Source organism: Paenibacillus sp. NPDC057934 (assembly GCF_042887565.1).
In the GTDB taxonomy this organism is placed as follows: Bacteria; Bacillota; Bacilli; order Paenibacillales; family Paenibacillaceae; genus Paenibacillus_AQ.
In genome coordinates this window covers 33,551-57,317 of the sequence record NZ_JBHVPB010000004.1, presented here as the reverse complement: position 1 = coordinate 57,317, position 23,767 = coordinate 33,551, and the positions used below count along the sequence as shown (strand labels likewise).

Sequence of the window (23,767 nt, the reverse complement as noted above, 5' to 3'; positions counted from 1 at the left end):
AATGGAATTATAAAACACAGCATACAGCATTTCAATCACTATAGTAACTTATATATATAGTCACTATAATGGTTTGTTTCGATTTCACTTAACCTCTATCTTGAGCATAGAGGTGAGTGAAATTGAGTAGAATTTCCGAGGCTGTTGGTTCTCAAATCAAGGTCTTACGGCAAGAACGGGGAATTAGTCAGGAAAAACTTGCTTTGATAGCAGGTGTAAATACATCATATGTTGGACAGATAGAGCGCGGCATAAGAAGCCCCACAATAGATATGCTGGATAAAATCGCTCAGGCACTAGAGGTTGATATAGTAGAGTTATTCCGTTCAGAAACTGACCGGGTCCTACATTCGAACTCAGATACATTAAACAAACTTATGTTCGAATTACGCACCCGTTCCGAAGACGAACAGAATTCCATATATGACATTGTTAAACGTCTTCTAATCTTCAAAGATGCCTAAGCACGAACCATCAATCCTTGTTCCTTTAAACTTACATATTTTTGTCCGGCAATAATCAAATGATCCAATACATCAATACCAATAATTTCACCAGCCTCTATTAAACGATGAGTAATGATCAGGTCTTCATTTGAAGGAGTAGGATCGCCGCTGGGATGGGAATGAGAGCAGATAATTGAGGCACAAGAGCGTTTAATTCCAACTTTGAATACTTCGCGTGGATGGACAATAGAAGCGTTAAGAGAACCTATAGAGATCGTTTCCTTGTGTATCACACGATTTTTTGTATTAAGATATAGACAGATAAAGTGTTCTTTGGTATTGTAACGATGTTCTGGTTCAAGTAAATGAAATGCGTCTTCAGGTTTTCGAATAGCTGGGTATTCAATATCAGGTATAATCAATGTTCTTGCTAACTTTAAAATTGCTACAATTTGTCGAGCCTTACTTGGACCAACACCGTTTATTGAAACTAACTCTTGCTCCGTAACCTCTACTAGATCAGAGGCAGAAGGAAAGCGATTAATTAACTCTTCAATTAAATAACTCCCTTGTTTTTCCCGCAAAGATTCGGTTAAAAGTGACTTCAGTTCAATATGTCGTTGTGTTAGCATTAATATAAAACCTCCAGTATTCTATTTTAGATCAACATTTGTCTGGGTAAGATTGCACTCCACTAACCGCGCTCTGATTCTCGCATATTAAATAGAAAAATGAAGACCGTACACATTTTCGTGTACGGCCTTCATTTAGGATTACTTATCGGCTCTCTTCAAGATTATAATCTCAAAAAGATTATTACTACAATTGAGCGAAACATTATTTACACCTTCATTGAATAAGTCAGTTATCTATAGATAGAATTAATTGTAGTGAAAATTTAAATCAACTAGTATCTCCACATCTAACCTTAATGGGAAGCAGTTCTCTTGTACATTCCCTGAAAAGCAGGTTTTTCTACCCGGAGATTTAAGCATTTATCCTAGTTTTTTTAAGACTAAAAGAAAGAATTAATCAGTATTTCTCTGAACTAGCCATAGCTTTTTCATAATATTCGATATCCTTTGTCATCTCATCAAGCAAATAATTTAAAAGGTTGACTATAATCTCCCTTTCTTCTCCAGGCTTATCATATACCTGAGCTTTTTTAGCCAATTTCATCATTTCTTGAATATAAATCTTAATCATTTGTCGCCCAACCAATCCTCTTCTTTCCAGAAAAGGTAGTCGTTCCTCAGCACTTTTAGACTTTTTTATGGCTCTAGTATTTATCTTGTAATCCACTGCTAAAAATGTAATTTCTGGAATCCCATTAAACCTTTCATCATTTGCCAACTTTTCGAATATTTTATCAGTTAATTCTGTTATGTTACCATAACGTTCCAAATCAATTTGATCAAACTTTTCTAAATCGTTTTCTACCCTTTCTGTTTCAATTGATAATTCCATAAATAGATTAACAAACGGTTGATATAGTTCCCTAAATTCACTATTTTCGTTCACAAATTTTGAGACGTTTGCTTGACGGTAAAATTTAAAGAATTTACTCAAAATCGCGGATAGGCCCTTCATCATAGAACACGCTCCAATTTTGTTAAAAACTACGCTTTTCATTTTCCATTCTTACTCTTTCGAGATGGTGTTTCAGTAAAACACATCATATAAAAAATCTATGTCTCTTCTAAATTCTTTATAAAAGATCAATGATCGAATTTATTAAATTTTTCAAATTCACCGGCAATTTTTTTAATTAGTTTCGATAAATATCCAATTCATTTATTGCTCGTTCAACTTCACTTTTCAAGTCAATATACTTTTCATTTGATTGACGAATAGCTTTTAATACATCAATCGTACCTTTTACACTTGGAAAATATGTTTCTGTATATTCTTCGAGTGAGAAAGACTCTAAGAAATCTCGGAACAACTCTTCTAATTGCTGTTTCAAATCTTGTTTTTCATTTTCGAGTTTATATTCTTCATATGCACTTTTAATCATAGTTATTACATCTACAAAAAGCGGAAGCCAAGCAATAAATTTGGATATTCGTGATGCCCACTTCATTGCACCCCACGGTTTAAATTTTATACTCACCTGAGTCATATCCCGTAATTTTAAAATAGTATCGGCAATTGTTCTTGTAGATTGAGTGCTTACATGTGATGCCAAATTAAGTCCCATCTTTTTAGAAAAACCTAATAGCTGTTCTTGTAACTGATTGTGATACTTCATAGAAGTTTCGACTTCTCGAAGAAGTTGTTGTTGATCAGCAAATAAATGCTCTGTATATTTTTGAATTACTAAATTTATTCTTTCTTGCAGAATGTATCCCTCCTTCCCGATGCGCTCCTGTATCCGCGAACCTAGTTGTTTGCGATTTATTACACCGTCCATATAAAACATCAAATCCTCACGAATCGTTATGATATCTTCCTTTATTTGGTTATGTTTACGAGAAATGTCTCGCTGAAGTTTTTCGATAGATTTTTCTACTTCTCTCTCCTGATTTTGTGTCACCTCAAGTTGGTTGGTTAATTCTTCTTTCATCGCTCTCAATTGAGTTTGTAGTTGTTGAACTGCGTCTTGGATCACACTTATTCCTGCTTTAATTATTAAGCCCTGTTTAGAATTACTTACAAAGTCTTCAATTTCAAAAGCTAATGATTGTATTCGGGATAATTTTATGTATTCTGCCTCATTAGAAAACCAATAATCAAGTCCCTGATCAAATGGATTACCTGATACACAAACAATTTTAGGTGTTTTATCTATAGGAACGATTTCTTGCAGAGTATTTTTCACTACCTCTTTTTTAATATTGCTATGATAAAGGAAGTCCCCATCATCATCCAAGTCTGACACCTCATCCATTTTATTAATAATGAAAATTGAGGAATCGATCTTATTTAAATCTCTAAGCAACCATCGAATAATTGCATGATGACTTTCCTTCAAAGGATTCACAGGATCTACTGTATAGAGAAGAACGTTAGCCTCAGAAATATACTTCTTCGTTATTTTATCGTGAAACATTTCATCAGAGAATAATCCCGGAGTATCCACGATGACATAATCACCATATGGGTATACTTGAATTGAATCCGTGGTGGGTTCAGGCGCAATACGAATATCAAGTTTTTTTGTCAATGCGGAAAGTAATGTTGACTTACCGTCGGTAAATGCACCAAACATGGCGATAATAAACTTTTCATCTTCGAGGTTCTGAATTGTTGTAGAAATCTTATCTAATAGATCTGAGTTCTCCAACCCCAAAGATATCTTCAAGCCTTTAAGTGTGTGTTCTAAGTTCATTAGTTTGTCCTTTAACCTTTTCTTTTGCTCTGTATAAGTTTGAATCATGATCACCCTCTCCTCACTCGTTTAATTGGATGTGACGGACTTATAGATGCATAATAGTCATTAATGCTTGATAGCATTCGGTAGTGAAATTCATCTTTTCCAAGATAATAAAGAATTTCATTGTCAATTCTTATATCAAGTTCATTTAAAATTTGGTTCATAGAAGTAAACTGTTCAAATTTTTGAAGTTGAAGAATATCCAGATTACTAAATATTGATTCTGGCGAGATGCATGCAGCTCGCCTTAAATGTAGATCTAGAATGGTTATTTGCGGTCTTATGCTACTTACATATTCGATAAGTAAGTTTGAAATTTGAATTCGCGATATATTAAGTTCCCGAATTTGTTCTGACAATGAATAACTTAATTTGTCAATAGATCTGACAAATTGATTCACTGTATCTAGTTGCATCTTAACGCTTCTTTCTAATCGGGTTACCTCCCGGCTCATATTAGTCGCCACTTCTTTTTTTATACTCTTAACACTCTTGTCTATTTCGAAATAAGCTTTATCCTTGGCTTCACGTTTTCGTTTTGCCGGGTCATTGAAAAACCAATCCCACAATTTTCGAAGCACTCCAATGACTATAGTAACAACTCCCAAAATCGGATTAATCGCAAAAGTAGTTACAATACCAACTATAGTCAAACCAATATCGAAAATTTGGCCAAAAATATATTCAAAACTTAACTGCATTGTTCTGATAATTTCTCCCAGATTAATGTCACCATTTTTTATTCCATTAAATTTCAATCCAAGATCAATTCTCTTGCGAAGATCATTTAAAACATCTGTAATGTCTTCTCTTAGTCTTGAGATGTGATCATCTAATCTTTTTTTAATTTTGCCCTCGTGTTGATTTTTAGTTCTTTCTAATACACCTTTGATTTCATTCTCTTTATACTCCTTATCAATGCTATCACCTAGAACTCTTTGCATATCAGATTTTAGTAAGTCTAACTGAGAGTCAAGTTCCAACATTATTTCCTGATTGTATTTATTAATAATATGCTCAACTTTCAACGTTGCTTCTTTAACTTGTGTTTTTAGAAACCTAATATCTGTATCAAAATTTTTCTTTTCCCGAAGAATACTTGATAGCACTGATTCTACCGCATGAACTAGCTTAAAAGTATTATTCACGGCAATTTCTTTAGGCGCTTGTTCATATAATCGTTTTATTTCATCCTCCAGATCACCAAATCGACTGAAATCATAAGCTTGTTCAATACTACCGAAAATAGATATAGCCTTACTCCGATCATTTATAAAGTCTTCTCTTGTTGGTTTTCCAACAGAAATGTAGGCAAGGTGTGAATTGAGCATAAAACTGCCTTTATACTGTGTTCCAATAATAGACCTCACTTTATCTTCAGTACGCGCTTGAACTACTTTTGTATTTTCAGATATAAGTTCCTTTACACGAGTATACACACTAGGTCTAGCTCTAATATTAAGAATAATATATACTTTTGCTTGATCTTTTAAATATTTTTTTATCTTTAGAAGTGTGCCATCCTCGGGTTCTTTAGCTGCTGTTGTTACATAAAATATGATATGAGACTTAGTCACTGAGTTTCGTATTTCTTCTTCATATTTACGCTCATTCCCTTCGATACCAGGCATATCCATAAGGTGAACTCCGTTCCAAGTCCGACTCAATTTTCGTTGTGTAAAATCTTTACGACCGTCACCAATCCCTTCATCATCCCCCTGTAGCAGGGCCCCAATTGTAGTACTTTTCCCAGCATTAGTTTCGCCAAAGAAAGATACATTAAATGAATTCCATTCAACGTTCAACATTAACTTATCAATTGTGCTTTGAATACGAACGATGCCTTTGACGATCTCCTGGTGTATACTAGAAATCGCTTGGTCTATTTTCTCATTGTCCGTCTCTTTCAAAGAAATATCCCGAATCGCAGACATTACACTTAATATATTCTCTGCATTTCTGCTAAGGCTCTGCATATAGTTCTTCATTTTCACCCCACCTAAATCAATAAATGTAATATCCTACTTTCTATATTACTACCTTGAAAGATCATAGGTGTAACTTTTTTACAATAGCAAGCACCCAAGTCTAGTATATCGAGAATAAGACTTGGGTGGTTTCCCTAACGTCACTCATCTCATTACATTAGTAAATTTTTTACTAATCTTCATTTTTTCTTTATCAATATCACTTTACTCACTCTTCTCTCTTTTGCCCACGTAATGCTCTGCTCATTGCACTGACTGTATCTCTGTGGGTTTTATCAAATAAATGAGTGTATATTTTATTTGTCGTTCCGATATCAGAATGCCCTAAGGCCTCGGAGATTGATTTTAAATCAACACCTTCAAAATTAAGAATACTTGCAAAAGTATGTCGGAGATCGTGTAGCCTTATTTTTGGTAGATTATTTTTTTTAAGAAAATCACTAAACTGTTCTGTTACCGTATTAACTCGAAATGGAATTCCATCGTCACGAGTAAATACATAACCACTATCGACATAATCTTTTCCAAACATTTTTTTATATTCATCCTGTTTTACTTTGGTCTTTGCCAATAGTTCATAAACCTCATCATCAATATATAGCGTTCTTTGACTCTTGTCTGTTTTAGGCTTTTTAATAACTATAGATTTTCCAGCGCTCGTCCTTACTGTTTTTATATGCAATATTCGATTTTGCATATCAACCCCTTTTTCCCACATTAACCCAGTGATTTCGGATCTTCTCAGTCCCAAATATGCCGATAGGTAAACCGGAAGTTCTAATTTAGTGTCTTTTACAAGATTCAATAGTATGCTTAACTGCTCCTTAGTATAAGCTTTCCCTTCAAATTTATTTGATCTGGGCAAAGAAACAGCATCTGCAACGTTCCTATGTACAAACTGTTGCTTGAGTCCATAGTCTAGCGCTTTTCGAATATTGGCATGATGCTTTCGTACAGTATTTGGAGACAAGCCCTTCTCATCCATTAGATACTTATAATAATCCTGTATATGCCTGGGTTGTAGCTTTTGGAGTTCAATCACTCCGAGATATGGCACCACATGTTTATACAAAATATTTCGATACCCATAAGCAGTGGTTTCTTCACAATTGTACTTTACGTAATTATCCATCCAATGATCTAAGAACTCAGATACCGTCATTCTATTACTCTCGACCAAAATATTTCTTTGTTGATTATATTCAAATTCAGAAAGAATTTTCTTAGCCTCTGACTCAGTATATGCATAAGCATATTCCCTCAATCTCTTACCAAGCCTGTCCTTACCCAGTTCTTTGGTTACTCTGTACTTCTTTCCAATCTTTTTTATGCTACCAGCCATCTAGTTATCCTCCTTTATAATTTTTTTAAGAATAAGAAACGGGAAGTCTACAGACTTTCGATTACTGCTGTAGTTCACTGTGTCCGTTTCTTAGATCTAAACTTTATGTTCTACCCCCAAGAATAAAAATAGAGAGTTGGACATTTGATATGTCCAACTCTCATAAATAATAAGCCTCTCGCGAGGACTACCTATCAGCATAGGTATCTACAAATATAATATATAAGCAAAATATATAACTTTACGCTTATAATTTGCATTAGTCCAAATTAAAACAAATGACATACTTCTTATGGATTCATACAGCAGTTTTTAAATTTTTTCCCACTCCCACAAAAACAAGACTCATTTCTACCAATAGAAATAGAAGAAGTTTTTGCGATACCGTAGGATGTAAATACACCCGATTTTTCCTTTTTCATTTGAGTTGCCTTTTTTAAATTATTTTTTGCAGTTTGATAAGTAGAATCGCATGCAATTGACTTTCTGAAAAGTTCTATTGCTTCATTTAGTAGACCATCCCGCATCTTAATAACACCTAAACTATTATATTGCTGGAACAAAAGGATGGACTTAAAGGAAATCGCCTTTTCCAAGTACTGCTCCGCTTTATTGTGTACATTCAGATGGAGATAACAATTCCCAATAGAACCATTAATAGCAGCGATAGAATTAACAGAGGATGTGTCTATAAATTCAAGCGCCTTTCCATATTCTACAATCGCCTCTGAGTATCTACCTTGATCATAAAGATCGTCAGCTTGTTTTCGAAGCTTAGCTAAAATCATAGAATCCAATAGTTTTTCATCCTCATGAGAACTTTTAAATACGTCAGGAACATGCTTTATCATGAGTTCCATAGCTTTATCTTTGGTTCTGGCGTATTTTAGTGTCATACTACCGCGAGAATATATGGAATAAATTGTATCGTAGGTAGTTCCATCCAAACCAGTAATATGAATTGGACTATTTCCCGAAACAAGCTTTAAATGGAACGTGATTTTATTTTTTTTCATATCCGGTGCAATAATAGAGGTAATCGCTAATTTAGATAATGTTTTGGGCATGTCTTCAGACTTAATGATCTCTGATACATCCATTACTTTTATGTTCTGACTATTCATAAACTCAGAGGAAATTTGAATTTTATCGTTTATAAATGATACATTATGAACTAAGATAATCTTCAGTAACGCCTTATAGATTTCTTCCTCACTTAACGGACCATTCTCGTTTTCAATCCTTATAGCAGTTTCCTCATTAATTCCTAATGCGCTGTTCATATAGTGAATAGAGAGATTGTTGATCTGACTAATACACCTTATCTCTCCCTCTGTATCACCTAGCTTCCGATATACTTCTATTGCTTTTTTGTATAACTCAGCTTTTTCTAAACGTTCAGCCTCGGACCTCCATTCCTTTACAGTTGTCTCACTCTCTATTTGCAATTGCAGTAAATCAAACTGATTCACTTTATCTAAATAAGGCATGAGTAACGGAATAAATTTACTTTCTTCCCTGTCCTCTATCACATAGAGTTGATCGCGTGCTCGGGTTGCCGCAATATATATTAAATTATAAAAAAATCTGTAGAATTCATTCTTCTTAGCATTACCATCAACTATTCTTTCCCAATACATAAAATAACTCGATATTATGTTTACCATCAGTATGTTCTTATACTCGAGACCCTTAATTTCATGAATTGTAAATACTCGATTGATAGGATAATCTTCTAGGAGCATTCTATCTCTCTCTTCAGAAGTTGCCACCACAATTGCACAATAATCTCTCTCGTTCATTTTCTCAAATAGTTGTTTACGATCATCTTTTGAGTATTGAATGAATAATGGACGATTCCCTGATCTAATAGGTATTTCTGGTATATCACGAGATTGTTTTCCGATATGATTTGCCCTCAGTTCTGATAGTCCATTCACAAACCGTACAATTTCAGATACGCTTCGATAATTTTTGTATAACCCTCGTTCTTCTATTTTAGTAGATTTTTCATAGAATTTTCTTTTCAGATAATTCATGTTATCGACACCACTGTAAATGTTTTGATTAGCGTCTCCCAGCACTAAATAGTCCTCGTCATTCTTAGATAAAGTAGTTACCAAGACGATTTGTAATTCACTCATATCTTGGAATTCATCAATTACGACAAACTCATAGTCTGAAACATCCTGGCTCGCATGCTGCTGCATGCATAACCTCGCTAGGTCATTATCATCAACATAATTATTTTGCTGTAACCATTTATTATAACTCAAAGCAATTCGATATATCTTTCTCTTATCATCTATAGAAAGAGAAGTCTGACTTTTTTTAATATAGGAAGATTCTGATATAACTTTTTGTTTATCTGATTCATAATCATAGCCTCCCTTGATGACACCAGAAATTTCAAACCACACAGATAAACTATCCAAAACCTTTCCTCTATCCAACTGACTTACATTCTTATACCATAAATCAAATTCGGGGAATTGAACGATTTGTTGATTAGAAATAGATAATTTGTTGAGACAATATTCATTTAAGCTTAAAAAATCAACCATTTCTAATGGTGAATCTTTATATTTCTCAAATATGTTTTTTGATTGTTCTTTTAAATATCGAGAGCATGTAATATAAGCAGTCTTTATGCCAGCCTTGTTATTTAAGATTAGCTTTCGAATACCAATTATAGATTTTCCGCTACCGGCACTTCCATAAACTAAAAGTGGTTTATCGAAGATAGTTAGACAATCATACTGATCATTATTTAAATAATAAAGATAGTCTTCATTATTTTCGTCCAACAACATAGCTATGTACTCATCTTCCAAAATAATACTTGTTAATTGAGAAGCATCCAAATAAGCGTTCTGCTTAATATATTCACTATAGTGACTTTCAATATATGTATCTACTTCATCATCATGATAATTTTCTGATAACATCTCAAAATCATAAGCTTGAACTTGATCTAAATTACGATCTAAATCCCGAGATCTCCTAATTTGTTCATCATGATTGCAGTACCGCAGAAAGATTATGTTTTCTACTTCACGTTCTTCTTTTATAGTAAATAGAACTCTATCTCCGTTATTAATCCTAAACTTATAGATATCTGTGCCTGCTACCCTTCTAACCCAGAATCCATTAGAGACATCAAATAGCATACGACATTTTAATAGTTCGTTGTTAAATATCTGGATTTTTTTCAACACAAATTCCTTTTTATTCAAAGGAATATCCTTTAAAAATTGTTTAGTTATCAACATTTAAATTCTCTCTCCTTCATCGATTTACAATATATTAAATCTAGGGTAGCGCGAGAAGTTGGCATGTCCAATTTACTCTTATCTCATTAACCCATTAGTCCTATTTGTTTTTCTTAACAATGAATTACTAAAATAGACTTATTCGAAACACATTCTTTTTTTCCTTTTTTTATTATAGTATATAATTTCTAATAATAGGTAATTGAACAATTTTAATGGAGGGACTATTTTGAAAACTTATTTTGTTATTGAATACTCTTATTCTATTCAGCATGATATAGATTACTATGAAAATTATAGTGGCTATGAAGAGGTCTATGCATATGAGGCTGAAGATGCTATTCATGAGGTTGAACAACAAATAGGTCAATGCTTAAATCTAAAAACAGTTGCTTATTCTAATAAAAATGCTGAAAAGATAAAGTTGAAATATGACTTACCTCAGATAAAAAAATTATTAGAGACTGGTTCAATTCAAAATCAAGAACAACAACAAATATTAAAAAAATGGATAGCCCATTCGGAAAAAATCATAAATTCCTAATAATCATTTTAAATAGTTTACTTAGAAGATTTACTTTAGTATTCTACCTTAAGACTTTCTACCTTACACAAAACCGGAAATGAAAAAGCGGTGATTCTCTACTAATGGAGAATCACCGCTTTTTGTTCAATCTTTTATCTCGCTGCTTTTATAAAACTTACCTTTGCTTCTCCAAGACTCTTTAATTCCGTAAGGGCCGACATGATCAAGAATTGCAATCAGCAAGAGTACTCCCTCAATTGCATACACTTATATGGAATAATGAGCGTGGAAAATAACGCTGAAACACGAGAACGTTAGTGTATATACTATCCTTATCTCTTGGGCTTCAGTCCTTCCTCTGATACGAGATATTCTCACAAAGTTTATTACCAATTCATGTCTTGGAGATTGATATATGGGTTAAAAGACAGCAAAAACTTGTAGACCAATGGTCTACAAGTTTCACAAAAATAAGAGTTCAAAAAATCCGTGTCTACAATTGGGCTACATTTTGTACCTACTTACGTAAAAAACCCGCTCTCAGAGCGGGTTTTAAGATGGAGCCGAGGGGAGTCGAACCCCTGTCCGAAGATAACGGCACATAAGTTTCTACGAGTGTAGTCACAGTTTTGATGTCACCCGAGTATCGCCCCGTAACCGGCTATACGTTGGGTCAGCCTGATTATCTTCTTCCGTTGACCCCAGGCGGAGACCAAGCGGCGTATCCCACTACTTGTTAGCCCCTATCCCTGTCACATGGGCGATGCAGGGTAGAAGCACGCACACAGGTTATTAAGCTGCGAAAGCGTAGTTGTTTTGTTGTTTGCCGTTTAATAGGCTTTAGCGTTGATGAAGCGGACGCGTCCCCACTACTCGCTGCTCATGCTCGAACTACCCCCGTCGAATCCAAGAACGGCCCCTCATTAAAAAGGGCGCTTCGGATTAAGCGGATCATCCAGCAAGAGAGATCCAATCCACAGCTTCTTCATCAGAAGACTGTTTAGAAGCAATTACTTTACTTACACAGTATATCACATTTATCAACACTTTAACACGTGGGTTAAAGGAATTGAAGGTTGAAACTGGAACCATACCAATTTGCGTAGCAACGAGGTTATCTGGCGACCTTTTGCTTCTCGCGCAGCGCACGTTGAATATCGCGTTGTGCATCTTTTTTGGCGGCAGTATCACGTTTGTCGTACTGTTTCTTCCCTTTACCCAGGCCGATCAGCAGCTTCGCATAGCCATTGCGTATGTAAATCTTCAGCGGCACGATGGAGTAGCCATCCTGCTTCGATAGACCAAGCAGCTTGTGAATCTGCACCTTATGCATCAATAACTTGCGGGTACGTGTGGGATCTTCAGGATTGGAACGGTTACCCTGCTCAAAAGGACTGATATGCATATTGTGAATGTGAATCTCGCCATTACGAATCGTGGCAAAAGCATCCCCAATATTGGCGCGCCCGTTACGAAGCGATTTGATCTCCGTTCCCGTCAGCACCATGCCAGCCTCAAAAGTGTCCTCGATAAAATAATCATGGGATGCTTTTTTGTTCTGGGCGAGCACTTTCCCGTCTGCCTTTTTACCCATGAGAATCACTCCTTGAATCATATTTCATAAGTCATCCGAACGTCAGATCTATATTGTAACAAATGGAATCCACGGAGCGCAAGGAAGTTGGCAATTCGGTCTCCAATTTTTACTTAACCTTCTCCTCGTGTCTTGGAATTTTGTGTGTCTTCGTCCCTTAGGAGTATGGAATTGAGGTTTATCGCTGCACCTAGGGCTCTTTCGGGCTAAGCAAATACTTATCTACTGCTGTAAAAAGAACGCCGTTCCCTGCAAGCAGAGAACAGCGTCTTCATAAGTATTCTTTCAGCAGCTGTTGCGCTGCGAGTTATTTCTTTTTCTTCTTACGGCTCTTGCCCTCGCCGTCTTTACGCTTAGAGGATACCTGTTCCGCGGTCTCCACGTTGCCCGGGGTCACGGCTTGTCCGATGAACACGCCGCCCTTGGCTTTTTTCTTGCGGCGCCCTTTGCCTTCGGCGCCTGCGCCCACACCAGCAGAGCTGGTGCCGCCGCGGTCTTCCCGGCTGCGAAACTTCGTGCTGCCGTCTACGCCGCGGAAGTCGCTGCGGCCGTTGCGGTCATGTCCGCTGCCTGGCGCGCTGTAGCCGCCTTTGCCAGACCCAAAGCCGAAGTTGATGCCCCCACTTCGGCCCTGCTCCTTCGCGCCGCCAGCGGTACGCTCGGCGCCGTCGCTGCGCTCCGCACCCGTGCTTACGCCGGGAGCGAGCACCGCTGCTGCCCGGCTCGCATCCTCGCCGGCCCCACGACCGCCGCGTTTACGCTTCCCGCGGCCACTGCCAGCCGCACTGCCTTCGGCACCGCGCGGCATTTCCCAGGCGCGTGCACCAGCCGCGCCTGTCTTGCCTTTGCCGGCCTTGCCCGCATCGGCCGTAACACCCGCGCCCTTACCTCTGCCTGCCTTGCCGGCATCGGCTGTAACACCCGATCCGGGCTTGCCTTTGCCGCCACGGCCTTTACCAGCGCCAGCCTTACCGCTGCCCGGCTTGTTGAACCCGCCTGGACGGCCGCCCTTACCTCCGCGGCCGCCGCCAAAACCACCGCTGCGGCGCTCGCCTGCCGCACGCGGCTTCATATCGACGAGTTCGAAGTCGATCGTATGGTCGTCCATGTTCACACGGGCGACCCGAATCTTCACCTCGTCACCGATGCGGAACACCTTGGAGGTGCGCTCGCCAATGAGTGCCATATGGGCTTCGTCGAAGTGGTAATAATCATCCGTCAGTGCGCTGAGACGAATAAGGCCTTCGACGGTATTTTCCAGCTCAATGAACATCCCGAAGCTAGTGACACTGCTGATCATGGCGTCGAATTCCTCGCCAACCTTATCCAGCATGTACTCTGCTTTCTTCAGCTGTTCGGTATCCCGCTCTGCTTCTACCGCTACGCGTTCGCGCTCAGAGGACTGCTGGGCAATATCCGGCATACGGGTAGCTAGATATTCCTGTCTCTTCGGAGTCAGCACACCGCCGCCTTCAATCACCTCGCGCATCACCCGGTGAATGACCAGATCGGGATATCGGCGAATTGGCGATGTGAAGTGGGAATAGTATTCCGCAGCAAGGCCAAAGTGGCCTGTGCTTTCCGCATCATATTTAGCCTGCTTCATAGAGCGAAGCATCATCGTGCTGATAACCGTCTGTTCCTTCGTACCCCGAATCTCCTCCAGGAGGTTCTGCAGCGCACGCGGGTGAACAGAGTTGCCACGGCCTTTGACATGATGGCCGAAGTTGGCCGCAAAAGCCATAAAGTTCTGTAGCTTCTCCGGGTCCGGGTCTTCGTGAATCCGGTATAAGAAAGGAACCTTCAGCCAGTGGAAATGCTCCGCCACCGTCTCATTGGCAGCCAGCATGAATTCTTCGATAATCTGCTCAGCAACAGAACGTTCCCGTTTTACAATATCTACAGCTTTGCCGTTCTCATCAACAATGATCTTGCTCTCTTCAAAGTCGAAGTCCACTGCCCCGCGCCGCATCCGTGCATCGCGCAGTTTCATGGCCAACTCTTTCATCAAACGGAAGTCTTCGATCAGCGGACTATAACGTTCCAGCAACTCAGGATCTTCATCTTCCAGAATTCTGCGAACATTTTTATAAGTCATCCGCTCTTTGGTACGAATTACGCTCGTGAAGACATCATGCTTCACAACCTTCATATGCTCGTTGAACTCCATCTCACAGGACATCGTCAAACGGTCCACCTGCGGATTCAAGCTGCAAATCCCGTTCGACAACCGGTGTGGCAGCATTGGGATTACCCGATCCACCAAATACACACTGCATCCGCGGTCATAAGCTTCTTTATCGAGCTCTGAGCTCTCACGCACATAATAGCCGACGTCCGCAATGTGAACGCCCAGTTTGTAGTTTCCGTTCGGGAGCCGTTCTACGTTGACTGCGTCATCGAGGTCCTTCGCATCTTCACCGTCAATGGTAACAATGTTCAGACCGCGCAGATCACGCCGTCCCTGCTGAACGATCTCTTCTTCGGTAATGGCATCTGGAGCAGTGTTCGCCTCCGCCATAACTTCCTCTGGGAAAGCCTCCGGCAGCTGGTGCTTGCGGATGACCGACAGAATGTCGATGCCTGGATCATCCTTATGCCCAAGAATTTCGATAATCTCCCCTTCAGCCGCTGACCGGCCCTCCGGATAATTCACGATGCGTACAACGACTTTCTCACCGTCCACCGCACCATTAAAGGATTCCTTAGGAATAAAAATATCCCGGTTGATTCGTTTATCATCAGGCAACACAAAACCATAAGTCTCCAGGCTTTGGAATACGCCTACAGTCTGCAGCACACCTCTTCTAACAATCCGTACTACCTCACCTTCCATCCGTCCACCGGATGGACTCTTGGAGCTGACGCGCACCAGCACGATGTCGCCATTCATGGCACCCTTTAGGTCGTTCGCATGGATGTATACGTCAGGATGTTCCCGATCATCGGGGATAAGAAAAGCAAAGCCTTTGGCATGTGCCTGCAGTCTTCCGCGCAGCAGGTCCATCCTCTCCGGCACACCGTAGCGGCTTTGACGGGTCAACACCATACGGCCGTCCTGCTCTAAGGCAATCAGCAGTTCCTCGAACGCTTTGAACTCGTTGCTATCTTCCAGAGCGAAATGGCTCACCAGTTCGTCGTAAGTCATAGGTTTGTAAGCTGTTTCGCGCATAAAATCTAGTAGTATTTCCTGTGTTATCATTTGTTCCTTCACCTCGGCCCTCCGCGGCTCCGTAGCCGCTGGCATATATGTATGGCTTGTCCCTATAGGATAAATATGCCGCAAGTAAAATTTACCTTCACCTACTTCATACCCTAGTATACACGAAATCAATCGTCGGCATCCCTAGAACTGTAATCTGGACGTTAAGTCGGGACAAAAAATTCAGATATACAACAAAAAAAGCCTTCGCTCTGTTCCATCCAGAAGAGAGCCAAGGCTTTGCATGTACATTATAAAGAAATCTAGTCAATAAATACAGCAACAAGAATCGCCATGATGAAGAATCCAGCTGCCAGACCAACTGTTACACGTTGCAGTACGAGTTCCATACCACGTGCCTTTGTTTTACCGAAAAGATGCTCAGCACCGCCGGAGATGGCACCGGAAAGACCTGCGCTTTTCCCCTTTTGTAGAAGAACGACCGCAATCAGACCGATCGAAAAAACAAGGAGCAATACTTTCAAAAAGATATCCATTCACTTCCACCTCCTAAGTCTAAGCATCATTATCTATAGGCATTTAGGGTTCACGAATCTTAAACAGCATTTTTATTTTATCATAACAACTGGGGTAATACAACCAGTAAGACCATAAGTTCCTTTGAAATCCAGCGATTTGTCTACAATCAAAAAAAGACCTGCCGAAATCGACAGGTCTTCTGTTCACCTCTGCAAGAGAAGTGAATTATCTTTTAAGGTTGTAGAAGGATTTCAGGCCGTTGTATTGAGCCAATTCACCCAGTTCGTCTTCAATACGAAGCAATTGGTTGTATTTAGCAACACGGTCTGTACGGGAAGGAGCGCCAGTTTTGATTTGACCAGCGTTAGTCGCAACTGCGATGTCAGCGATGGTGCTATCTTCGGATTCACCGGAACGGTGAGAGATAACTGCTGTGTAACCAGCGCGTTTAGCCATTTCAATGGCGTCGAAAGTTTCAGTCAGTGTACCAATTTGGTTAACTTTAACCAAGATGGAGTTACCGATACCTTTTTCGATACCTGTTGCAAGACGCTCAGTGTTTGTAACGAACAAGTCGTCACCAACCAATTGAACTTTGTCGCCCAATTTCTCAGTAAGCAATTTCCAACCATCCCAGTCGTCTTCGGACATACCGTCTTCGATGGTGATGATTGGGTATTTATCAACCCAAGAAGCAAGAAGGTCAACATACTCAGCGGAAGTGTAAGATTTACCTTCGCCAGCAAGTGTGTATTTACCGTCTTTGTAGAACTCAGTGGAAGCAACGTCCATACCCAGGAATACGTCAACACCTGGTTTGTAACCTGCTTTTTCGATCGCTTCGATGATTGTAGTGATTGCTTCTTCGTTGGAACCAAGGTTCGGTGCGAAACCACCTTCGTCACCTACAGCTGTGTTCAAACCTTTGGAGCTAAGTACGGATTTCAAGTTGTGGAAGATTTCAGCACCAACGCGCAGAGCTTCTTTGAAGCTTGGAGCCCCTACAGGAAGAACCATGAACTCTTGAACGTCGATGTTGTTGTCCGCATGCTCACCACCGTTGATGATGTTCATCATTGGTACTGGAAGAGCTTTAGCGTTGAATCCGCCAAGGTATACATACAAAGGTACATCCAAAGCGTCTGCAGCTGCGCGAGCTACAGCCATGGATACAGCCAAGATAGCGTTAGCGCCGAGTTTACCTTTGTTGTGAGTACCATCAAGGGCGATCATCAATTTGTCGATACCCAATTGGTCAAGAGCATCCATACCGATAACTTCTGGAGCGATGATTTCATTTACGTTCTCAACAGCTTTCAGAACACCTTTACCCAGGTAACGGGATTTGTCGCCATCACGAAGTTCTACAGCTTCGTGTGCACCAGTGGAAGCACCGGAAGGAACGATAGCGCGGCCTTTAGCGCCGGATTCAAGGTAAACGTCAACCTCTACAGTAGGGTTACCGCGGGAGTCAAGGACCTCACGAGCATATACGTCAGAAATAATAGTCATGTTAGTTAATCTCCTTTTAACGTTGGTATAGTCTTAATCTTGCTTTATTAAACATTCCAGCGCGGATAAAACTTACTTGCGGCTGGCAATCATGGATTGTCCGGTCATTTCCGCAGGTTGCGGAAGGCCCATTAGATCCAGAATAGTTGGTGCTACATCCGCCAGAATACCCGCATCACGCAGTACAACATTTTCATCGGTGAGGATAAACGGTACAGGATTGGTAGTGTGCGCCGTGAACGGACGACCGTTCTCGTCAAACACCATATCCGCATTACCGTGGTCAGCGATAATAATTGCTACACCGCCCTTGGCAACAACCGCGTCTACTACTTTACCTACGCACTCATCTGTGACTTCAACAGCCTTGATAGTCGGCTCCAGCATGCCGGAGTGTCCAACCATATCGGGATTGGCGAAGTTCAGGATAATAGCATCTTGTCTATCGGCTTCGATCTCCGCTACGCAGGCTGCAGCCACTTCGTATGCGCTCATCTCTGGCTTCAAGTCATAGGTTGCTACCTTCGGAGAGTTAATCAGAATACGAGTTTCCCCAGGAAGCTCTTCATCGCGGCCACCGCTGAAGAAGAAGGTTACGTGCGGATACTTTTCAGTCTCTGCAATACGCAATTGCTTCTTGTTATTCTGTACTAGCACTTCACCGAGCGTGTTATCCAGGTTCTTCGGCGCATAGGCTACGTATCCTTGCACCGTTTCACTGAATGTCGTCAGACATACGAAATGCAGTCCTTGCGGGAACAACGGACCCCGGTCGAAACCGCGGAAATCGGAATTGGTGAAGACTTGCGACAGTTGAATCGCACGGTCTGGACGGAAGTTCAGGAATACTACGGAATCTCCGCTTTCTACCGTTGCCAGAGGCTTGCCTTCGCTATCCACGATTACACTTGGTTCAACGAATTCGTCAAAGACGGAATTCTCATAAGAAGCCGTGACCGCTTGAAGTGCGTCAGTGTATTTCGGACCTTCACCATACACCATAGCACGGTAAGTCTTCTCTACCCGTTCCCAACGTTTGTCGCGGTCCATCGCGAAATAACGTCCGGATACAGTAGCAATTTGACCTACGCCTACTTCATCGATCTTCGCAAGAAGATCCTGCACGAACTTCTTACCGCTGTCAGGCGCTACATCGCGGCCATCCATAAAGGCATGGATATACACGTCGTGCATATCTTCCTTCTTCGCTAGATCAAGCATCGCGAACAAGTGTTGAATATGGCTATGTACCCCTCCGTCGGATACAAGAGCGTACAGATGAAGCTTTTTACCGGTTGTTTTTGCGTTTCTTACTGCCGCAACAAGCGTCTCGTTATCGAAGAATTCTCCGTCACGAATCGATTTGTCAATACGGGTAAGATCCTGATATACGATCCGGCCGGCACCAATGTTAAGGTGACCCACTTCAGAGTTCCCCATTTGTCCTTCCGGCAGACCCACAGCTTCACCGCAAGCAGTTAGCGTGGTGTTCGGATATTGTTTCAGGTAACGATCGTAATTCGGCTTGTTGGCTTGAGCAACTGCGTTGCCTTCATCCGTACCGCGCAGACCGAAACCGTCCATGATAATAAGAGCTACAGGTCTTGGTGCTGACATTCTTACTTCGCCCCCTCAACCAGGGACACGAAGGAATCAGGTTGAAGACTGGCACCGCCGACGAGAGCGCCGTCGATGTCGCTTTGACCCATGTACTCCGTTACATTCTCAGGCTTCACACTGCCGCCGTATTGAATGCGAACCGCTTCAGCTGTTGCTTCATCATACAGACCTTTTACAAGGCTACGGATGTAGGCAATAACTTCATTAGCGTCTTGGGAAGTAGAGGATTTACCTGTACCAATCGCCCAGATTGGCTCATAAGCGATAACCACTTTAGCTGCTTGCTCAGCACTTAGGCCTTGGAATGCAGCTTCCGTTTGAACTTTACAAACGTCTTTAGTTTGGTCAGCTTCACGCTCTTCGAGCTTTTCGCCAACACATACGATTGGAGTAATGCCGTGACGGAATGCTGCGTGCAGCTTCTTGTTCACGATTTCGTCTGTCTCGCCAAAATAAGCACGACGCTCGGAGTGGCCGATGATAACATAATCCACGCCAAGATCGCTAAGCATTACGCCGCTGATCTCGCCTGTGTAAGCTCCGTTATCTTCGAAGTGCAGGTTTTGTGCGCCAATCTTGATGTTAGTGCCTTTTACTGCTGCTACCAAAGCAGGCAGGTTAGTGAATGGAGCGCAGATTACAGTCTCTACGCCTTCTACTTCTGCTTTGCCTTTGATGTCGGCGATAAAGCTCTCTGCTTCCGGAACAGTTTTGAACATTTTCCAGTTGCCAGCGATAATAGGTGTTCTCATGGCTTGGTTGCCTCCTTCTACGTCTTACTTATCGTTAAGTGCTTCTACGCCAGGAAGAGCCTTGCCTTCCATGAATTCCAGGGATGCGCCGCCACCAGTGGAGATGTGATCCATTTTGTCAGCCAAGTGGAATTTCTCTGCTGCCGCTGCGGAATCACCACCGCCGATTACAGTGTAACCTTCTGTAGTTGCGCAAGCATTAGCTACTGCAAGTGTACCTTCTGCAAACTTGTCGATTTCGAATACGCCCATAGGACCGTTCCATACAACCAGCTTGGAGTTTTTGATTACATCAGCATAGATTTCGCGAGTTTTTGGTCCGATATCAAGACCTTCCCAGCCTTCTGGAATTTCATTGAAAGGAACAATCTTCGTGTTGGCATCAGCGCCGAATTTGTCGGCTACCACAACGTCAACTGGAAGCAAGAAGTTCTTGCCAAGTGCTTTGGCTTTCTCGATGAATCCAAGAGCAGTATCCAATTTATCGTTGTCCACTAGGGAAATACCAATTTCAAATCCCAATGCTTTAGTGAAAGTGTAGGACAAGCCGCCACCGATCAAAACATTGTCTGCCAGATTCAGCAGGTTATCGATCACGTCGATTTTGTCTTTTACTTTGGAACCACCGATGATCGCAGTGAAAGGACGTTCCGGATTGGACAATGCTTTACCAAGTACGGACAATTCTTTCTCCATAAGCAGACCAGATACCGCTGGTAGGAAGTGAGCGATACCTTCTGTGGATGCATGCGCACGGTGAGCCGCGCCAAATGCGTCATTCACGAACAGGTCAGCCAGTTCTGCGAACTGCTTCGCCAGTTCTGGATCGTTCTTCTCTTCACCCGGGTAGAAACGAACATTCTCAAGTACGAGAACATCGCCTTCGCCAAGCTCAGCGATTTTGGCTTTAACGGCTTCGCCAACTGCTTCATCTGCTTTTGCCACTGGTTTGCCAAGTAGCTCGGACAGACGCTCAGCAGCAGCTGTCAAACGCAAGGAATCTACGAATTCACCTTTAGGACGGCCCATATGGCTGGCCAAAATGACCTTTGCACCGTTCTCGATCAAGTATTTAATCGTAGGCAGCGTTTCACGGATACGAGTATCATCTGTAATCTTACCATCTTCTACAGGAACATTGAAATCGACGCGTACAAATACCCGTTTACCCTTTACTTCTACATCACGTACACTCTTTTTGTTCATGACAGTTTCCTCCACACCCATAGTTTATCCGAACAGGAATTACAAGGAATGCATTTAGAAAGAGCGGAAACAAGGAACATCTGTTTCCGCTCTATAGATAATGCTTATATAAAAGTGATATTACTTAGCGATTTTTGCGAAGTGCTCCAAAGTACGAACCAATTGAGCAGTGTAGGACATTTCATTGTCATACCAAGCAACGGTTTTAACCAGTTGTTTGTCGCCAACAGTCAATACTTTAGTTTGTGTAGCATCGAACAGGGAACCGAAAGTGATACCCTTAACGTCGGAAGATACGATTTCATCTTCAGTGTAGCCAAAAGTTTCTGGATCGGAAGCTTCTTTCATCGCTGCGTTCAGTTCTTCAACAGTAACGTTCTTATCAAGAACTGTTACAAGCTCAGTCAGGGAACCAGTTGCAACTGGAACGCGTTGAGCCGCGCCGTCGAGTTTGCCTTTCAGTTCTGGAATAACCAGACCGATTGCTTTAGCAGCACCGGTAGTGTTAGGGATGATGTTCTCAGCAGCTGCACGTGCGCGTCTGAAGTCACCTTTGGAGTGAGGAGCATCCAAAGTGTTTTGGTCGCCAGTGTATGCGTGGATAGTAGTCATCAAGCCTTCAACGATACCGAACTTGTCGTTCAGAACTTTAGCCATTGGAGCTAGGCAGTTCGTTGTGCAAGAAGCACCGGAGATAACAGTTTCAGTACCATCAAGGATGTCATGGTTAACGTTGTAAACGACAGTTTTCATGTCGCCAGTAGCTGGAGCAGAGATAACTACTTTCTTAGCTCCACCTTTCAGGTGCTTCTCAGCTGCTTCTTTAGTTGTGAAGAAGCCTGTGCACTCCAGTACGATGTCAACGCCAAGGTCGCCCCAAGGCAATTCTTCTGGGTTGCGGTTCGCAAGAACCTTAACTTCTTTACCGTTTACTTTGAAGAATCCATCATGCACTTCAACATCGCCTTTGAAAGTGCCTTGAGTTGTATCATATTTAAGCAAATGAGCAAGCATCTTAGCGTCAGTCAAGTCATTGATTGCTACCACTTCGATACCTTCTACATTTTGAATACGGCGGAAAGCAAGGCGTCCAATACGTCCAAAACCGTTAATACCTACTTTTACACTCATTGAATAGTTCCTCCTAGATTTCGTTTTATTTATTCAAGACAGGCCGTAAAGCTTGTCATGACAACAATATTAAGTATAATGCAAAATAATTAACGTTGCTCCCCATTTTCTGTAAAACTATAAAGGAAGCTGTACTTCACTGTCGATTTCTCTGCCAATCTCCATCGCAGCGGCCTCATCGGTAATCAGGATATCCTCCTGGCCGAAACGAAGCATCGCGTGAATGGCCTTGGCCTTGCGTTTGCCGCCGGCAATTCCGACGACGACTTCCGTCCGCATGATATCCTCCAGACGCAGTCCCATTGTGAGCATGGTGTGAACCACCTTGCCCTCTTCATTAAAGTAATAACCAAAAGATTCGGCTACCGCTCCTTCTCCCTGAATTTCTGCCACTGTGGCTTCATCCAGATTACGGCGGCGGGTCATCTCCAGGGCGTCACCAATACCGTGCACAATGATACGTGAGCGACGGATGATGCCGACGATCTCTCCAATATTGGAGTCCAGCCCAAGGGACTGATAAGCATCCTCACCAAGTAAATCCGGCACATGCAGCAACCGGTAATTCGCGCCTACCCGTTTGGCCATCGTGGATGCAATGGTGTTGGCTTGAATCTCCATACTCTCTCCCAGCCCTCCGCGCGCCGGTACAAACCAGGCGTCCTTATAGGAATGGGATAACGGGGGGGACAACTGATCGGCCATCTCGGCTAATGTTGAGCCGCCTGTAACGGCAATGGTATCGTCTGAACGCAGTACACCGAGCAATGCCCTGGCGCCAGCGCGTCCAAGCTCGCGTTTGGTGAACGGTGACGATTCGCAGTCACCCGGTACTATGATAACTTTACTAAGACCATAGGTTGTGCGGATTTTCTCTTCTAGATCATCCAGACCGAACAGGCTCTTGGCGATCGGCTCCATCAGGTCAAGCAGTCTGCGACCGGCATCGCTAATGCGCATGCCTACGCTCTCGATCTCAATGAGCCCTTGCGATTTCAGAAGATCCGTCTCGGCACGCAGCACCCGCTCCGTCATATCAAGGGAAGCGGCTAGCGTTCTGCGCCCGATAATATCGGACAACATGATCTGATGAAGAATCGTGTACCGTCTCTTAAGGGTTTCCATGAGATCAGGCAGAAGCTGCTTTTGGATTTCCAATAAATTACGCATGCTTTCACTCCTGCAACTTCGTCTTTCTCTATTCCCTCGTTCATGGTCTTAAAACGTCCCGGGTTAACTTTTTAAGTCCCACCCCTATTCTAACCAAATTTCGCAGGGAGCGCAAGTCTTCCGAGAGTAGAATTCACAACCTCTTTTCAA

At 41.8% G+C, this 23,767-nt stretch carries 17 protein-coding genes and 1 other RNA gene; 2 read left to right on the top strand and 16 right to left on the bottom strand.

Annotation, left to right across the window (positions count from 1 at the left end):
• Nucleotides 1-122 precede the first annotated feature (122 nt).
• The gene (locus tag ACFVRY_RS10280) at nucleotides 123-464 is read left to right on the top strand and encodes a helix-turn-helix domain-containing protein (protein WP_387499829.1); all 342 of its coding nucleotides are present in this window, start codon (nucleotides 123-125) and stop codon (nucleotides 462-464) included.
• Here the strand turns inward: ACFVRY_RS10280 and radC are convergent.
• From radC to ACFVRY_RS10250, 6 genes are all read right to left on the bottom strand, one after another.
• The gene (gene radC, locus ACFVRY_RS10275; protein WP_387499827.1) at nucleotides 461-1,078 is read right to left on the bottom strand and encodes a RadC family protein; all 618 of its coding nucleotides are present in this window, start codon (nucleotides 1,076-1,078) and stop codon (nucleotides 461-463) included. The two genes, ACFVRY_RS10280 and radC, sit on opposite strands and share 4 nt — an antisense overlap.
• A gap of 400 nt (nucleotides 1,079-1,478) precedes the next feature.
• Nucleotides 1,479-2,039, bottom strand: a complete 561-nt coding sequence (locus ACFVRY_RS10270; RefSeq protein WP_387499824.1) for a hypothetical protein — start codon at nucleotides 2,037-2,039, stop codon at nucleotides 1,479-1,481.
• 175 nt (nucleotides 2,040-2,214) lie between these two features.
• Entirely contained in the window at nucleotides 2,215-3,825 is a 1,611-nt protein-coding gene (locus ACFVRY_RS10265) for a LeoA/HP0731 family dynamin-like GTPase (protein ID WP_387499821.1), read from the bottom strand.
• A gap of 2 nt (nucleotides 3,826-3,827) precedes the next feature.
• A complete protein-coding gene (locus tag ACFVRY_RS10260; RefSeq protein ID WP_387499818.1) occupies nucleotides 3,828-5,810 on the bottom strand; it encodes a GTPase in 1,983 nt (660 codons plus the stop codon).
• 208 nt (nucleotides 5,811-6,018) lie between these two features.
• The gene (locus ACFVRY_RS10255; RefSeq protein WP_387499816.1) at nucleotides 6,019-7,152 is read right to left on the bottom strand and encodes a site-specific integrase; all 1,134 of its coding nucleotides are present in this window, start codon (nucleotides 7,150-7,152) and stop codon (nucleotides 6,019-6,021) included.
• Nucleotides 7,153-7,442: 290 nt separating this feature from the next.
• A complete protein-coding gene (locus ACFVRY_RS10250) occupies nucleotides 7,443-10,424 on the bottom strand; it encodes a UvrD-helicase domain-containing protein (protein ID WP_387499814.1) in 2,982 nt (993 codons plus the stop codon).
• Between the two features lie 229 nt (nucleotides 10,425-10,653).
• Here ACFVRY_RS10250 and ACFVRY_RS10245 point away from each other — a divergent pair, with 229 nt between their 5' ends.
• A complete protein-coding gene (locus ACFVRY_RS10245) occupies nucleotides 10,654-10,968 on the top strand; it encodes a hypothetical protein (protein ID WP_387499812.1) in 315 nt (104 codons plus the stop codon).
• A gap of 537 nt (nucleotides 10,969-11,505) precedes the next feature.
• Here the strand turns inward: ACFVRY_RS10245 and ssrA are convergent.
• From ssrA to ACFVRY_RS10195, 10 genes are all read right to left on the bottom strand, one after another.
• Nucleotides 11,506-11,870, bottom strand: a transfer-messenger RNA (tmRNA) gene (gene ssrA / locus ACFVRY_RS10240).
• A 194-nt stretch (nucleotides 11,871-12,064) separates the two neighbouring features.
• Nucleotides 12,065-12,544 (bottom strand): SsrA-binding protein SmpB, encoded by a 480-nt coding sequence (gene smpB, locus ACFVRY_RS10235; RefSeq protein WP_387499809.1) that lies wholly within the window; start codon nucleotides 12,542-12,544, stop codon nucleotides 12,065-12,067.
• 307 nt (nucleotides 12,545-12,851) lie between these two features.
• Entirely contained in the window at nucleotides 12,852-15,746 is a 2,895-nt protein-coding gene (gene rnr / locus ACFVRY_RS10230) for a ribonuclease R (protein ID WP_387499806.1), read from the bottom strand.
• 263 nt (nucleotides 15,747-16,009) lie between these two features.
• Nucleotides 16,010-16,243 carry a preprotein translocase subunit SecG gene (gene secG / locus ACFVRY_RS10225; protein ID WP_387499804.1) on the bottom strand — a complete coding sequence of 78 codons (234 nt, stop codon included), beginning with the start codon at nucleotides 16,241-16,243 and terminating at the stop codon, nucleotides 16,010-16,012.
• Nucleotides 16,244-16,451: 208 nt separating this feature from the next.
• Nucleotides 16,452-17,738 (bottom strand): phosphopyruvate hydratase, encoded by a 1,287-nt coding sequence (eno, locus tag ACFVRY_RS10220; RefSeq protein ID WP_066375644.1) that lies wholly within the window; start codon nucleotides 17,736-17,738, stop codon nucleotides 16,452-16,454.
• A 72-nt stretch (nucleotides 17,739-17,810) separates the two neighbouring features.
• Nucleotides 17,811-19,355, bottom strand: a complete 1,545-nt coding sequence (gpmI, locus tag ACFVRY_RS10215; RefSeq protein ID WP_387499802.1) for a 2,3-bisphosphoglycerate-independent phosphoglycerate mutase — start codon at nucleotides 19,353-19,355, stop codon at nucleotides 17,811-17,813.
• Nucleotides 19,356-19,357: 2 nt separating this feature from the next.
• The gene (gene tpiA / locus ACFVRY_RS10210; RefSeq protein ID WP_066375656.1) at nucleotides 19,358-20,110 is read right to left on the bottom strand and encodes a triose-phosphate isomerase; all 753 of its coding nucleotides are present in this window, start codon (nucleotides 20,108-20,110) and stop codon (nucleotides 19,358-19,360) included.
• A 24-nt stretch (nucleotides 20,111-20,134) separates the two neighbouring features.
• Nucleotides 20,135-21,316: a phosphoglycerate kinase gene (locus tag ACFVRY_RS10205; protein WP_387499799.1), complete on the bottom strand. Its 1,182-nt coding sequence runs from the start codon at nucleotides 21,314-21,316 to the stop codon at nucleotides 20,135-20,137.
• A 120-nt stretch (nucleotides 21,317-21,436) separates the two neighbouring features.
• A complete protein-coding gene (gap, locus tag ACFVRY_RS10200) occupies nucleotides 21,437-22,447 on the bottom strand; it encodes a type I glyceraldehyde-3-phosphate dehydrogenase (protein ID WP_066375662.1) in 1,011 nt (336 codons plus the stop codon).
• 117 nt (nucleotides 22,448-22,564) lie between these two features.
• Entirely contained in the window at nucleotides 22,565-23,617 is a 1,053-nt protein-coding gene (locus tag ACFVRY_RS10195) for a sugar-binding transcriptional regulator (RefSeq protein WP_387499797.1), read from the bottom strand.
• Nucleotides 23,618-23,767: the final 150 nt, after the last annotated feature.

Coding starts and splice junctions, on each gene's coding strand:
- ACFVRY_RS10260 (WP_387499818.1), bottom strand. CDS start 5,810: ATGAAGAACTATATGCAGAGCCTTAGCAGAAATGCAGAGAATATATTA.
- tpiA (WP_066375656.1), bottom strand. CDS start 20,110: ATGAGAACACCTATTATCGCTGGCAACTGGAAAATGTTCAAAACTGTT.
- gap (WP_066375662.1), bottom strand. CDS start 22,447: ATGAGTGTAAAAGTAGGTATTAACGGTTTTGGACGTATTGGACGCCTT.
- ACFVRY_RS10195 (WP_387499797.1), bottom strand. CDS start 23,617: ATGCGTAATTTATTGGAAATCCAAAAGCAGCTTCTGCCTGATCTCATG.
- eno (WP_066375644.1), bottom strand. CDS start 17,738: ATGACTATTATTTCTGACGTATATGCTCGTGAGGTCCTTGACTCCCGC.
- ACFVRY_RS10270 (WP_387499824.1), bottom strand. CDS start 2,039: ATGATGAAGGGCCTATCCGCGATTTTGAGTAAATTCTTTAAATTTTAC.
- ACFVRY_RS10265 (WP_387499821.1), bottom strand. CDS start 3,825: ATGATTCAAACTTATACAGAGCAAAAGAAAAGGTTAAAGGACAAACTA.
- ACFVRY_RS10255 (WP_387499816.1), bottom strand. CDS start 7,152: ATGGCTGGTAGCATAAAAAAGATTGGAAAGAAGTACAGAGTAACCAAA.
- secG (WP_387499804.1), bottom strand. CDS start 16,243: ATGGATATCTTTTTGAAAGTATTGCTCCTTGTTTTTTCGATCGGTCTG.
- gpmI (WP_387499802.1), bottom strand. CDS start 19,355: ATGTCAGCACCAAGACCTGTAGCTCTTATTATCATGGACGGTTTCGGT.
- smpB (WP_387499809.1), bottom strand. CDS start 12,544: ATGGGTAAAAAGGCAGACGGGAAAGTGCTCGCCCAGAACAAAAAAGCA.
- ACFVRY_RS10205 (WP_387499799.1), bottom strand. CDS start 21,316: ATGAACAAAAAGAGTGTACGTGATGTAGAAGTAAAGGGTAAACGGGTA.
- rnr (WP_387499806.1), bottom strand. CDS start 15,746: ATGATAACACAGGAAATACTACTAGATTTTATGCGCGAAACAGCTTAC.
- ACFVRY_RS10250 (WP_387499814.1), bottom strand. CDS start 10,424: ATGTTGATAACTAAACAATTTTTAAAGGATATTCCTTTGAATAAAAAG.
- radC (WP_387499827.1), bottom strand. CDS start 1,078: ATGCTAACACAACGACATATTGAACTGAAGTCACTTTTAACCGAATCT.